General features: G+C 69.1%; 13 protein-coding genes. 7 read left to right on the top strand and 6 right to left on the bottom strand.

Going from position 1 to position 12,539, the window contains the following annotated elements; translation table 11 throughout:
* Nucleotides 1-79 precede the first annotated feature (79 nt).
* The 3 genes from murD to C1925_RS05940 form a co-directional block, all read right to left on the bottom strand.
* Nucleotides 80-1,489, bottom strand: a complete 1,410-nt coding sequence (gene murD, locus C1925_RS05950; RefSeq protein WP_108768086.1) for a UDP-N-acetylmuramoyl-L-alanine--D-glutamate ligase — start codon at nucleotides 1,487-1,489, stop codon at nucleotides 80-82.
* Nucleotides 1,470-2,822, bottom strand: a complete 1,353-nt coding sequence (gene murL / locus C1925_RS05945; protein ID WP_108768085.1) for a UDP-N-acetyl-alpha-D-muramoyl-L-alanyl-L-glutamate epimerase — start codon at nucleotides 2,820-2,822, stop codon at nucleotides 1,470-1,472. Before murL ends, murD begins: the two co-directional genes overlap by 20 nt.
* Before the next feature lie 89 nt (nucleotides 2,823-2,911).
* Nucleotides 2,912-5,506, bottom strand: a complete 2,595-nt coding sequence (locus C1925_RS05940) for a bifunctional aspartate kinase/diaminopimelate decarboxylase (protein WP_108768084.1) — start codon at nucleotides 5,504-5,506, stop codon at nucleotides 2,912-2,914.
* A gap of 75 nt (nucleotides 5,507-5,581) precedes the next feature.
* Here C1925_RS05940 and C1925_RS05935 point away from each other — a divergent pair, with 75 nt between their 5' ends.
* Both C1925_RS05935 and C1925_RS05930 read left to right on the top strand, forming a co-directional pair.
* On the top strand, nucleotides 5,582-6,457 hold the full coding sequence (locus C1925_RS05935) for a PhzF family phenazine biosynthesis protein (RefSeq protein WP_108768083.1): 876 nt from the start codon (nucleotides 5,582-5,584) through the stop codon (nucleotides 6,455-6,457).
* A gap of 91 nt (nucleotides 6,458-6,548) precedes the next feature.
* On the top strand, nucleotides 6,549-7,427 hold the full coding sequence (locus C1925_RS05930) for a PhzF family phenazine biosynthesis protein (RefSeq protein ID WP_108768082.1): 879 nt from the start codon (nucleotides 6,549-6,551) through the stop codon (nucleotides 7,425-7,427).
* 73 nt (nucleotides 7,428-7,500) lie between these two features.
* Here C1925_RS05930 and C1925_RS05925 read toward each other — a convergent pair whose 3' ends face one another.
* Entirely contained in the window at nucleotides 7,501-7,932 is a 432-nt protein-coding gene (locus C1925_RS05925) for an OsmC family protein (RefSeq protein WP_108768081.1), read from the bottom strand.
* Nucleotides 7,933-8,302: 370 nt separating this feature from the next.
* Here C1925_RS05925 and C1925_RS05920 point away from each other — a divergent pair, with 370 nt between their 5' ends.
* From C1925_RS05920 to C1925_RS05905, 4 genes are all read left to right on the top strand, one after another.
* Complete coding sequence (locus C1925_RS05920; protein WP_108768080.1) at nucleotides 8,303-8,701, top strand: HU family DNA-binding protein; 399 nt, start codon at nucleotides 8,303-8,305, stop codon at nucleotides 8,699-8,701.
* Nucleotides 8,702-8,969: 268 nt separating this feature from the next.
* Nucleotides 8,970-9,278, top strand: a complete 309-nt coding sequence (locus C1925_RS05915) for a DUF3861 family protein (RefSeq protein WP_108768079.1) — start codon at nucleotides 8,970-8,972, stop codon at nucleotides 9,276-9,278.
* A gap of 56 nt (nucleotides 9,279-9,334) precedes the next feature.
* Nucleotides 9,335-9,877 (top strand): hypothetical protein, encoded by a 543-nt coding sequence (locus tag C1925_RS05910; protein WP_108768078.1) that lies wholly within the window; start codon nucleotides 9,335-9,337, stop codon nucleotides 9,875-9,877.
* 78 nt (nucleotides 9,878-9,955) lie between these two features.
* Nucleotides 9,956-10,552: a DUF1439 domain-containing protein gene (locus C1925_RS05905; protein ID WP_108768077.1), complete on the top strand. Its 597-nt coding sequence runs from the start codon at nucleotides 9,956-9,958 to the stop codon at nucleotides 10,550-10,552.
* 127 nt (nucleotides 10,553-10,679) lie between these two features.
* Here C1925_RS05905 and C1925_RS05900 read toward each other — a convergent pair whose 3' ends face one another.
* On the bottom strand, nucleotides 10,680-11,222 hold the full coding sequence (locus tag C1925_RS05900; RefSeq protein ID WP_108768076.1) for a type 1 glutamine amidotransferase domain-containing protein: 543 nt from the start codon (nucleotides 11,220-11,222) through the stop codon (nucleotides 10,680-10,682).
* Nucleotides 11,223-11,384: 162 nt separating this feature from the next.
* Nucleotides 11,385-11,852, bottom strand: coding sequence for an SET domain-containing protein-lysine N-methyltransferase (locus C1925_RS05895; RefSeq protein ID WP_108770630.1), 468 nt, complete (start codon nucleotides 11,850-11,852; stop codon nucleotides 11,385-11,387).
* A 219-nt stretch (nucleotides 11,853-12,071) separates the two neighbouring features.
* Here C1925_RS05895 and C1925_RS05890 point away from each other — a divergent pair, with 219 nt between their 5' ends.
* Nucleotides 12,072-12,527 carry an SUF system Fe-S cluster assembly regulator gene (locus C1925_RS05890; protein ID WP_108768075.1) on the top strand — a complete coding sequence of 152 codons (456 nt, stop codon included), beginning with the start codon at nucleotides 12,072-12,074 and terminating at the stop codon, nucleotides 12,525-12,527.
* The last annotated feature ends 12 nt before the right edge of the window (nucleotides 12,528-12,539 follow it).

Genomic DNA, 12,539 nt, shown 5'->3' with positions numbered 1-12,539 from the left:
GTAGAGCCACGCCATGCGTGGACCCGGTGCCCGGGTTGCCGGCCAGCGGCCGGCACTACCGTGGATCGAGGCCGACCCCTTACCCGATGCCCAGACCCGGAATCGCGCTGATGCTATCCGGCTCGAACCCGGCCAGTTCGGCGAAATGGCGGCCGCGGGCCACATAATCGCGGTAGGCACCGAAACTCGGCGCGCCCGGCGACAGCAGCACCACCCCGCCCTGCGCACCCAGCGCAGCGCGTGCCAGCGCCATCGCCTCGGGCAGGTCGCCGGCCGCGTGCAGGCCGAAGCGGCCGGCATCGGCCAGCGGCTGCAGCATCGCGTGGATGCGCGGGCCGTTGCTGCCCATCGTCACGATCTCCACCGGCGGCACGTCGTGCGCCATGTGCTGCATGAAATCGGTCCAGTCCAGGCCACGGTCGTGCCCGCCCACCAGCAGCGCGATGCGCTGGCCGGCAAAACATTCCAGCGCGGCCAGGCTGGCATGCGGCGTGGTGCTGATCGAATCGTTGACGTAGGTCAGGCCATCGGCTTCGCCGATGCGCTGCAGGCGGTTGGGCAGCGGACGGAAATCCTGCACCGCCGGCGCCAATGCCACGGCATCCAGGCCCAGCGCTTCCAGCGCGGCCAGCACCGCGCACAGGTTGCCGCGGTTGTGGCGGCCCGGCAGCGGCGTGTTGCGGGTATCGAATACGGGCTGTTCGCCACGGTGCACGATATCGCCGCGCATGTGCCAGCCCTGCGGCTGGTTGAACCAGACTACTTCGCTGTCCGGCAACGAGAGCGCGGCCAGGTGCGGATCGGCGGCGTTGAGCACGGCGATGCGCGGCGCGGCCTCGGTCACCAGCCGCAGCTTGTCCTCGATGTAGCGCTGCTCGCTGCCGTGCCAGTCCAGGTGTTCGGGGAACAGGTTCAGCACCACCGCCACCTGCGGGCGGGCGCCACTGCGCGCCACTTCGCCGGTCTGGTAGCTGGACAGCTCCACCGCCCAGTAGTCGGGCGCGGGCTGCGGGTCCAGCACTTCCAGCAGCGGCAGGCCGATGTTGCCGACCAGCCCGGTGCGGTGGCCGGCGGCGCGCAGCAGGTGCGCCACCAGCGCGGTGGTGGTGCTCTTGCCCTTGGTGCCGGTCACGCACACGGTGTCGTGCACGATGCCATCTTCAGCCGCGTGCTCGGCAAACCACAGGGCGGTGCCGCCGATGAAGGCCGTGCCCTGCCCTGCCGCCGCCAGCGCGATCGGCTGGTAGGGGCTGATGCCGGGCGATTTGATGACCACGTCGAACGCGGCCAGCGCCTCGGCAGTGGGCTCGCCACGCACGTCCAGCTGACCCTGCGCTTCGGTACGCGCCGCCTCGGCCTCGGCGGCCGGGCAGAACAGGCTCAGGGCCAGCGCGGGCAGGCGCGCGCGCAGCACGGCAAACGCCGCGCGGCCCTCACGTCCCCAGCCCCACAGCGCAACGCGCTTTCCTTCAAGCTGTGAAATCTTCACGCACACGTTCCCACAGCGCGGTCGGAATGCGGTGCTCGCCCTGCAGCTGCAGCAGCGGCGCCAGTTCCAGTTCAGCGGCACCCAGCTGCGGCTGGATCTCGTTGCAGAAGCGCTTCACCAGCACGTCTTCCTTCCATTCCGGGCGCTGCGCCAGCGTGGCCATCGCCGCGCGCGATTCGCGGCCTTCACCCACGCACTCGAACGGCTTGTGGTCCTGGAATTCCAGCAGCGCATCGAAGCCACCGGCCTGGCCGGCGTCGTCCAGCAGGTTGCGACCGAAGATGCGCACCAGGCGGGTCTTGGGCATGAACGGGGCCAGCGCCAGGAACACGAAGTGGCACTTCGGGCAGACGCCGCACCAGCGGTTCACCGGGCGCTCGCCAAGGATGTGGAAGTTGCGGTTGCAGCTGGAGAAATGCGCGTCGTAGAAATCGCTCTTGGCGAACTGGCGGGCCACCGCCAGCTCCGACATCGGGCGCAGCAGCGAGTAGTACTGCAGATCGGCGGCCACCTGCTTCTGCACGTGGTTGCCGAAGGCCTGCTCGAACGCCCAGCCCTTGGACCACTGGTGGTTCACTTCGCCAGTGCCTGGAATCTGGCTTCCGTAGCTGGCCGAACGCTCGTTGGAGAACACCACCTGGTCCACGCCCTGCAGCAGCGCGGCCAGCACCATGATCGCCGAGTTCACCGCGGTCACCGGGATATGCCCGTTCCACGCGCCCTGGCGGTTCAGCTCGAACAGCTCCGGCGCCAGCGCGCGGCCCAGGTTCAGGGTCGGCAGGCCGGTGCGCTCGGCACAGGCGCGGATCAGCTGCGAACCGCCGATCCAGGTCACCGTCTCGTCCACGCCGGCACGGCGCAGCGCTTCGATGCTGACCAGCGAATCCTTGCCGCCGCCGATGGCCACCAGCGCATGCGGCTGCAGGCCCAGCACCGGCGCCTGCACCGCGTCGCCCTGCACCGGCAGGCGGAAACGCCCGCGCAGGTTCAGGCCGTTGCGGTAGGCGAATTCGCCCAGGCCGTTGAGGTAGACCGTTTCCACCAGCGCCGCGGTCTCGGCATCGATGGCATAGCTGTCGATGCTGACCGTTTCCGGCACGCCCGCCTTGTAGTAGCTGACACCGGCGATCAGGTGCAGCAGCTGCAGCGCACGCTGCACCGCGCCCGCGCGCGCCTCGTCCAGCACGAACGGGGCGCCGGGCACGGTGATGGTTTCCACCATCTCCGGGCCGTCGTCGAAGGCGTAGACCAGCTTGGCCACGCCGGTATCCGCGGCGAATTCGCAGCGGACGAAGCGGAAGCGGGAAACCTGGTGTTTATCGAAAGCAGTCATGGTGGATCCAGTTCAAGCGCGGTCAGGCACGCCCCGCGCGAAGGCGCAGGACGTGTCGGTGGGCGGGTGCAGGGTGCGGAGGGCAGCGATCACTCGATCACGTCTTCGCGCGGCATCGCCCGCTGGTTGTAGGTGTTGGCCATCACATAGCCGTAGGCACCGGCGTCGGCGATCAGCATCACGTCGTCCGGCGCGGTCGACACCGGCAGCTTGCGGCGCTTGCCGAACACATCGCTGGACTCGCAGATCGGGCCGACCACATCGAACGCCGCTTCGGCATAACCGCCCTGGCGACTGAGGTTCTCGATATCGTGCCAGGCGTCGTACAGGGCCGGGCGCATCAGCGTGTTCATGCCGGCATCCAGGCCGACGCGGCGCACGCCGTCCTTTTCCACCACCTGGGTGGCATGGGTCAGCAGCACGCCCGATTCGGCCACCAGGTAGCGGCCCGGCTCGATCGCCAGGCGGAACGCCGGGTGCAGCGCCTTGACCTCGGCCAGGCCCTCGGCCCAGGCGTCCAGGTCGAACGGCTCGTCTTCCTCGCTGTACGGAATCGGCAGGCCACCGCCGATGTCGATGGTCTGCACGCTGCCGATGCGGCGGGCGAAACCGGCCAGCTCATCGCACATCAGGCGCCAGTGCTGCGCGGTTTCCACGCCGCTGCCCAGGTGCGCATGCAGGCCGACCACGCGGGTGCCCAGATCGGTGGCGGTGCGCACGAACTCGTCCACGCGCGCCATCGGCAGGCCGAACTTGGAATCCTTGCCGCCGGTGCGGACCTTGGCATGGTGGCCTTCGCCACGGCCCAGGTCCACGCGCAGCCAGATTTCGCGGTTGCGGAACAGGTCCGGCCAGCGCTGCAGCGCTTCCAGGTTGTCCACGGTGACGGTGACGCCGAGCGCGAAGCCGGCTTCGTACTCTTCGCGCGGGCAGAAGCTGGGGGTGAACAGCACGCGCTTGGGCGACAGTTCCGGCAGGTGCTGGAACACGTGCTTCAGCTCACCGTACGAAACGCATTCCAGGCCGAAGCCTTCGGCTTCCAGCAGCTGCAGGATGGCCGGGTGGCTGTTGGCCTTGATCGCGTAGTAGCGCTGGTCGATCGGCTTGACCGCGGCCAGCGCACGGGCGCGGGCACGCACGGTGGGCAGGTGGTAGACGTAGCGCGGCGTGCCGGCGTCGGCCAGCTGCAGCAGGTGCGCACGCTGGCCACGCCACCACGGCGTGCCGCGCGGGCGCACGGTGCCGGCGATCTCGCGCCAGCGCGGGCCGAATACTTCGGTCTCTTCCACCGGCATCGCACCGCTGTCGATCAGCTCGGCATGCAGGATCGGCAGCAGGCCATCGGCATCGGCTTCATCGATGACGAAGGTCAGGTTCAGGTCGTTGGACGACTGCGAGATCATGTGCACGCGCTCGCGGCCGAAGGTGGCCCACACGTCCGACAGCTTGTGCAGCAGCGAACGCATGCCACGGCCGACCAGGGTGATGGCCGCGCACGGCACGATCACCTTGACCTTGCAGATCTGCGACAGGTCAGCCGACAGCGCGGCCAGCACATCGGTGTTGACCAGATTCTCGGACGGATCCAGCGACACGGTGACGTTGGTTTCGGCCGAACCGATCAGGTCCACCGACAGCCCGTGCTTCTTGAACAGGCCGAACACATCGGCCAGGAAGCCGACCTGCTGCCACATGCCGATGCCTTCCATCGACACCAGCACGATGCCGTTGCGGCGGCTGATCGCCTTCACCCCCGGCACCGGCGCGGCATTGCCATCGATGCTGGTGCCCGGCAGTTCCGGGCGCTCGGTATCGAGGATGGCCATCGGCACGCCGGCGTCGCGGCAGGGCTTGATCGAGCGCGGGTGCAGCACCTTGGCGCCGGTGGTGGCGATTTCCTGCGCTTCGTAATAGTCCAGGCGGGTCAGCAGGCGCGCGTCGGGCACGTCCTTGGGGTTGGCGCTGAACATGCCCGGCACGTCGGTCCAGATTTCCACGCGGCTGGCGCCCAGCAGCGCACCGAAGTACGCCGCCGAGGTGTCCGAACCACCGCGGCCGAGGATGGCGGTACCGCCGTCGGCATGGCGGGAAATGAAGCCCTGGGTGATCAGCAGGCGGGTCGGCTGCGCGCGGAAGCGCTGCATCCAGTCCGCGTCGGCGCGCCACTGGCAGTTCACCGACAGGCGCTGCGACCACTCGCTCTGGTTCGGCTGCGGCGGCATTGCGTCCAGCCACTGGCGGGCATCCATCCAGCCCATGTCCAGGCCCGAGGCGTGCAGGTAGGCCGCACCCAGGGTCGAGGACAGCAGTTCGCCCTGGCCCAGCACTTCGGCCTGCCATTCCAGCGGGCGGGTGGTTGCGCGCGGGTCATCCAGCAGGCCCTGCAGGGCGGCCAGGCGTTCGCCCAGCACCTCGCGGCCCAGGCCGAGCTCGACCAGGAAGCCCTCATGGCGTTCGACCAGGGCGGCCACGCGGTCGCGGCTGTCCGGTGCGCCATCGGCGATCGCGGTCAGTTCGTTGGTGACCCCGGACAGCGCCGAGACCACCACCAGCACGCGCGAGCCGGTCTCTTCCGCGCGTTTTTTCGCCAGCTTCCCGATCGTGTCCCAGCGGTGGCGACGCGACACCGAGGTGCCGCCGAACTTCAGTACGATCCAACGATCGACAAGGGGGGAAGCTGACATGGATAGGCTATGTGTAATGTGGGGGAGCCGCCCGAGGGGGCGGAACCTTCGATTCTAAGCCCAATGGACCCGCCGATGGCCGCCTTCCGCTACCTGCAGCTTGATGTCTTCGCCCACCAGCCCGGCAGCGGCAACCCGCTGGGCGTAGTGCTGGGCGCCGACGGGCTGTCCGCCGGGCGCATGCAGGCGCTGGCGGCCTGGCTGAACCTGTCCGAGACGGTGTTCTTCCTGCAGCCCAGCGCCGCCGGTGCCGACTACCACATCCGCATCTTCACCCCGGGCAGCGAGCTGCCGTTCGCCGGCCACCCCAGTGTCGGCGCGGCCTGGGCGGCGGTCACCTGCGGCCTGGCCACGCCGGGGGACGGCGGCGCCCTGGTCCAGCAATGCGCCGCCGGCCTGCTGCCGGTGCGGGTGAGCGGCCCGGCCGACGCGCCGACCATCGAACTGGCCAGCCCGCCGGCCCGCCACCTGCCCACCGCCCCTGGTCAGGTACCGGAACCGCTGCTGGCCCTGGCCGCCGACGGCCATGCCCCCGAGCTGTGGGACAACGGCCCGCGCTGGTGGCTGCTGCCGCTGCGCGATGCCGCCGCCGTGCGCGGCCTGGCCCCGGACATGGCCGCCCTGCGCGACTGGACCAACGCCACCGGCGCGACCGGCGTGGCGGTGTTCGCCGATGAACCCGCTGCGGGACACAGCCGCGTGGTGCGCGCGTTCTGCCCGGGCGATGCGGTGAATGTGCCCGAGGACCCGGTGACCGGCAGCGCCAATGCGCTGATCGGCGCCTGGCTGCGCGAACGTGGCGCCCTGCCCGGCGGCGCGGGTGCTTACGTGGCCAGCCAGGGCCGCGAAGTCGGCCGCGACGGCCATGTCCATGTCCGCGTCGATGCCGAAGGCACGGTGTGGATCGGCGGCCAGGTGCAGCCGGTGATCGACGGCCAGATCCGCTGGTAGCGCCGGGCCATGCCCGGCGGCCTTGCCGCGCTGCGCGCTCGCGGGGCATGGCCCCGCGCTACCATTTCCCCATTTCCTGGAGTTTTCCCTGATGTCCGCACGCCGTTTCCTGCAACTGGATGTGTTCTCGCCGCACGCCGGCGCCGGCAATCCGCTGGCCGTGGTGCTCGATGCCGAGGGCCTGGACGACACTGCCATGCAGGCCATTGCGCGCTGGACCCGGCTGCCGGAAACCACCTTCGTGTTCGCGCCGCAGACCGCTGGCAGCAGCTACCGTCTGCGCATGTTCAGCCCGCAGAAGGAGGTCCCCTTCGCCGGCCATCCCAGCGTCGGCACCGCCCACGCCGTGCTGCAGGCCGGCCTGGCCGCGCCGGTGGAGGGCGTGCTGGTGCAGGACGGCATCGCCGGGCTGCTGCCGCTGCAGGTGATCGGCGAAGGCGCCGGACAGCGCATCGCCATCCGCACCCCGCGCGCGCAGCTGGCCGAAACCACGCAGGCCGATGATCCGCGCCTGCAGGCCGCGCTGCAGGGCTGGCCGCGGGGTGAGCTGCCGCCGGCACGCATGCAGGGCGGCCGCAGCTGGTGGGTGGTGCAGGTGGCTGACGAGGCCGCGCTGCGTGCGCTGCAGCCGGACTGGGACGCGGTCGCCGCGCTGGCCGAATCCACCGACAGCATGGGCGTGTTCGCCTATGCGTTCAGCGATGGCAGTGAAGGTTTCGACCTGGCCGTGCGCGCCTTCGTCGGCAACGGGCGGCGCTTCGAGGATGCCGCCTCGGGTGCGGCCAATGCCGTGCTGGCCGCGTGGCTGGACCTGCGTGGCGTGCTGCCGCGCGGCCGCGAACCGTATGAAGTCAGCCAGGGACGCGAGGTCGGCCACGATGCACGGCTGACCCTGCGCGTGGATGAGGACGGCGAGGTGTGGTCCGGCGGACAGGTGCAGACGGTGATTGCCGGAACCATCGATTGGTGATTGCGATGGGGCGCCGGGCGATGCCCGGCTCCGTTCCGCTTCGCTCGCCGGGCATGGCCCGGCGCTACCGGCCTCAGCCCAGCTCGGCCTCCAGGCTGATCGGCACCGCGCTCAGTGCCTTGGACACCGGGCAGTTCTGCTTGGCGTCATCGGCGATCGCGCGGAACTGCGCGGCGTCGATGCCCGGCACCACGGCCTTCACTTTCAGCCGGATCTGCGACAGCTGCGGGCCACCTTCCATCGACAGATCGACCTTGGCTTCGGTATCCAGCGAGGTCGGTGTAAACCCGGCGTCACCCAGTTTGGCCGACAGCGCCATGGTGAAGCAGCCGGCGTGCGCGGCGGCGATCAGCTCCTCCGGGTTGGTGCCTTTCTCGTCGCCAAAGCGGCTGTTGAAGCCGTAGCGGGTCTTGTCCAGCAGGCCGCTCTGCGGCGTGTTCAACTGGCCCTTGCCCGACTTCAGGTCCCCTTCCCAGTGCGCGGTGGCGTGTCGCGAGATTCCCATGTGCTGCTCCTGCGTGGCGGTGATGAACGGCCACCCTCGCACGGCGCGCGTTAGCCCTGCGTCGCCCCGCCGCAGGCAATACGGCTGTCCCGGGTCAGCCCGCTGGACACTTCCTCGCCAGCGCGAAACGAATTTCTCCCTTGTTTTCAGCGGTTTCGCGCAGTCCCTGCTGTCCGCGCCGCGTATTGCGCAGTGCAGCGCAGGCCCCGTTTTCCTGCATCCGGACATGTACTCAATCGGCCTGGATATGAAAAAACATGCACTTTCCGCGCTCCGGGCTATTGGCGGCGCTCGAGAGTTGCCCTACATTGCGCTTGCCGACGGGGTTCGGCGCCGACCACACAACCAACCGTTCACGGAACAGGAAACCATGGCAAAGACCGCTAAGAAGGCTGCCCCGAAAAAGGCAGTGAAGAAAGTCGCGACGAAGGCTGCCGCCAAGCCGGCCGCTCCGAAGCCGATCAAGGAAGTGCTGACCAAGTCGGGCCTGGTTGCACACATCGCTGAAGCGTCCGGCGTTGTCGCCAAGGACGTGCGCGCGGTGCTGGCCTCGCTTGAAACCGCCGTTGCTTCCTCGGTGCACAAGAAGGGCGCTGGCTCCTTCACCCTGCCGGGCCTGCTGAAGATCTCCACCGTCAGCGTGCCGGCCAAGCCGAAGCGCAAGGGCATCAACCCGTTCACCAAGGAAGAGCAGTGGTTCGCTGCCAAGCCGGCCACCACCAAGCTGAAGGTGCGCCCGCTGAAGAAGCTGAAGGACGCCGCGCTCTAAGCGCGCGCCCAACGGCATCTTTCGACGGGACGGCGCAGGCCGTCCCGTTTTTGTTTGCGCCGGCGCCACGACCCCGCGCAAACCGCAACACAGCGTTTCCGCGCCCGCACCGTCCCCGCCGACAGCCGCACCAGCATTGGCTGTGGCCCGGTTTTTCCGTGTCGGAAACGGACCGGGTGGAACACTGCGTGCAGCCCCGGCCGTCGCCGCCGGTCGCGGCCTTGCCTATGGTGGGCACATCCCTCCAGACCCAGGCGAGCACACCCTCATGGCCAGCCCCTCCACCCGCTACCGGATCTCGGTGACCCCGATCGAAAAGGACGGGCACCAGTGCACCGGGCGCTGCACCATCGAACTGGAACATCGCGCCAGCCGCGACCTGATGCGCCTGCTGGAAAGCGCCCCGCGCACGGCCGGCCTCAGCGGTGACGAGCGCGCCACCCTGGTGGTCGCCACCCAGCTGCTGCGCGATATCGTGCAGCGCCACGCCGACACCGACGGCCACGCGTTGGCCGCCGTGGCGGCGCAGGTGCTGCCGGCACTGGACGCACTGGAACAGCTGCCCACGTCGCGCTGATCCGGGCGCTGCCGATACACTGCCCTCCTCCAGGTCGCCTCGGGGAGGAGGCAGACATGCGCAGTGCCCTGTTGTTGATGATGACGGTGACCCTGCTGGGCTGTTCCAGGCAGACACCATCCGATGATGCCGCCGCCGTGCCGCCGCCCGCCGAAGCGCCAGCGGCCGAAGCAGGCCGTCCCGCTGTCTCACCCGACGCAGCCACCGTCGCATCGCCGGCCATCGATCCGTTGTATGGCGCGGTCGCCGCGGATGGTGAAACACCTTCCCGGCTGCTCAACCGCTATGTGCTGGACCTGCTCAACCGCAACAAGGCCGGCATCGATGCAGCCTGGGCCATCGCCCCGCCCGACGCGCGGCGTGCCGACGATGCAGCACTGCGCCTGCTGCCGGACGTGCGCAACCTGCGCCTGGACAGCGACCCCGCCGTGCCCCGCGATCAGCAGCAGCCGCCGCGCCTGCTGGAGGTGCCGGTACGCATCCGCGCCTCCACCGGCGAGGGCGTGTTCCGCTACCACGGCTGGTACCGCGTGCAGCCCCGCGCCGATGGCCAGGGCTGGCAGATCCAGTCGGCGCAGCTGCAACCAACGCTGGACTGAACCGTTGCAGTGGCATGCACGCAGGATTCAGCGTGCAAAGCTACTCTGTAGCCCTCATTCATCGCCCCGGTCACCGCCATGCGCCTGCGTTCCCTGATGACCCGCCTTGCCGCGTCCACCGTGCTGATCGCCGCCGCGATCGGTGCGCAGGCGGCCCCCTCGATTTCCGGGCGCGAACTGGCGGTTGGCGCCAGCGATGTGCAGCAGTATCTGGATGGCAGCTTCCCGCGCACCCAGGATGCGTTGGGCGGCCTGATCGCACTGACCATGAGCCACCCGCAGCTGAGCCTGCCGGCCGGCGAACGCCTCGACCTCGGCATGGACCTGGCACTGGCCACCGCCGGCGGCACCCCGACCAACCTGGGCAAGGTGAAGCTCAGCAGCGGCCTGCGCTACGACGCGCAGACCCAGGGCTTCCACCTGCAGGACCCGACCGTGGATGACTTCACCCCGGCCAGCCAGGGCGGTCGCCTCGACTCGCGTACGCGCGGCCTGCTCAACGCCGCGCTGAGCGATTACGCCCGCCGCGAACCGATCTACAAGCTGGACCCGGCCGTGGCCGGCGTGCTGGGCGCGCTGCAGGTGCAGTCGGCACAGGTCAAGAACGGCAAGCTGGTGGTCACCTTCAACCAGAACCTGGGCAACCTGGTGCCGGCCGGCCTCCTCGGCAAATAAGGGTAGTGCCGGCCGCTGGCCGGCAGCTTCTTCTGTTCCCGCGCTTCGCGCTCGCCGGGCATGGCCCGGCGCTACCGCATGTCGCCCCGGTTGGAGGTAGCGCCGGGCCATGCCCGGCGGCCCTCCATCACGCAGCCAGCGCCTTGACCACGGCCTCGCTGAAAGCCGGAATGTCATCCGGCTTGCGGCTGGTGATCAGGTTGCCGTCCACCACCACCTCGGCATCGCGCCAACGCGCGCCAGCATTGGCCAGGTCCTGCTGCAGCGACGGCCACGAGGTCACCTCGCGCCCCTTGGCCAGCCCGCTGTTGATCAGCACCCAAGGGCCATGACAGATCGCGGCCACCGGCTTGCCGGCATCGGCCACGCTGCGGATGAAGCCCAGCGCCGCCTCGTCGGTGCGCAGGGTGTCGGGATTGATGACCCCGCCGGGCAGCACCAGCGCATCGAAGCGCCCGGCATCGGCCTCGGCCAGCGCCAGGTCCACCGCCACCACGCCACCCCAGTCCTTGTCCTTCCAGCCCTTGATGCTGGCCTCCTGCGCGGGGGAGACCACGGTGACGATCGCGCCCTGCGCTTCCAGCAGGCGCTTGGGTTCGATCAGTTCGGACTGTTCAAAGCCGTGGGTCGCGAGGATGGCGACCTGCTTGCCGGCGATACGCTGTGTCATGTCGTGTGCTCCAGTGAGGGAACACACAGGGTCGGCGAACGGCCATTGCACGGCGGTGACCCGGTCGTGCACGGCAGGTGGAGAGGCCCGGTAGTGCCGGCCGCTGGCCGGCATCGCAGTCAGGCCCATGCCGGCCAGCGGCCGGCACTACCCAGACACCGGTCAGCGCTTGGGCTGCAGCATCGTGCCGGTGCACTTGGGCGAACCGCAGCGGCACTCCCAGATCTTCTTCAGCTTGGCGGTGTGGCGCTCGGCCAGCACGATGCCGTAGTTGTAGGTCAGCTCCTCGCCGGCGGTGATGTCGCGTAGCGCTTCGATGAAGACCTTGTCGCCCCGACTGTCGCCGTCCTCGTCTTCCTCGATCACCGCCTCGCAGTTCGGGTCGCAGCTGTGGTTGATCCAGCGTGCGTCGTTGCCCTTGTAGTTGGCGTCGATCACCCAGTCATCGTTGAGGGTGAACAGGAAGGTATGGCCACTTTCCACGTCGCCGCTGTCGTCGGCATCGACGTCGCCGTGGCTGCGCAGCAGGCCCTTGTACTGGATCACGCGCTCGCCCTGCTTGATCGGGGCCACGGCGAACACGCCGTTGCCATGGATGGCGGACTTGCGGGCTTGGATCTTCTTGGGCATCGGCAAGGGAGGTCTGCAGCGAAAGGAACCCCGATTCTCACTCATTCCGGGTGATTGCGAAAACAACCCGCATGTCGCAGCATTACGCCCCGGTGGCCCCCGGCGTCCTGTTCCCGGCCGGCCGACGACCGCCCCCAGCGCCGCCTGAATGGCCGGGTTGGATGCTGGCGAAGAAAAGCGTACAATTTCAGTCCGCTTTAAGAACCACTCGCATCCCCCATGTTGCGCGTCACCAAACTCACCGATTACGCCACCGTCGTGCTGACCGTACTCGCCGCCCGCCCGGGCGAAGTGCTGAGTGCGACCGAGCTGGCCGAATTCACCGGTCTGGAACCGCCCACCGTCAGCAAGGTGCTCAAGCCGCTGGCCCAGGCCGGCCTGGTCGAAGGCCTGCGCGGTGTCCGCGGCGGCTACCGGCTGACCCGCCCGTCCATCGAGATCTCGCTGTTCGAGGTGGTCGAGGCAATGGAAGGGCCGCTGGCCCTGACCGAATGCAGCCACGACCACCACCAGTGCAACATGGCGCCCAAATGCGGTGCGCGCAGCAGCTGGCGGCTGATCAACGACGTGGTTTCCGAGGCCCTGCGCGATGTCACCCTCGCCCAGATCCTGCCCCCCCTTCCCCTTGTCGATGACGAACAGCGCCGCACCATCGCTGTCGACGTCGTCTCCTGATCCGTAGGCAGC

The organism is Stenotrophomonas sp. SAU14A_NAIMI4_5 (assembly GCF_003086795.1).
In the GTDB taxonomy this organism is placed as follows: Bacteria; Pseudomonadota; Gammaproteobacteria; order Xanthomonadales; family Xanthomonadaceae; genus Stenotrophomonas.
The sequence above is the reverse complement of the archived record's forward strand: the minus strand, read 5'-3'. Positions and strand labels throughout refer to the sequence as shown.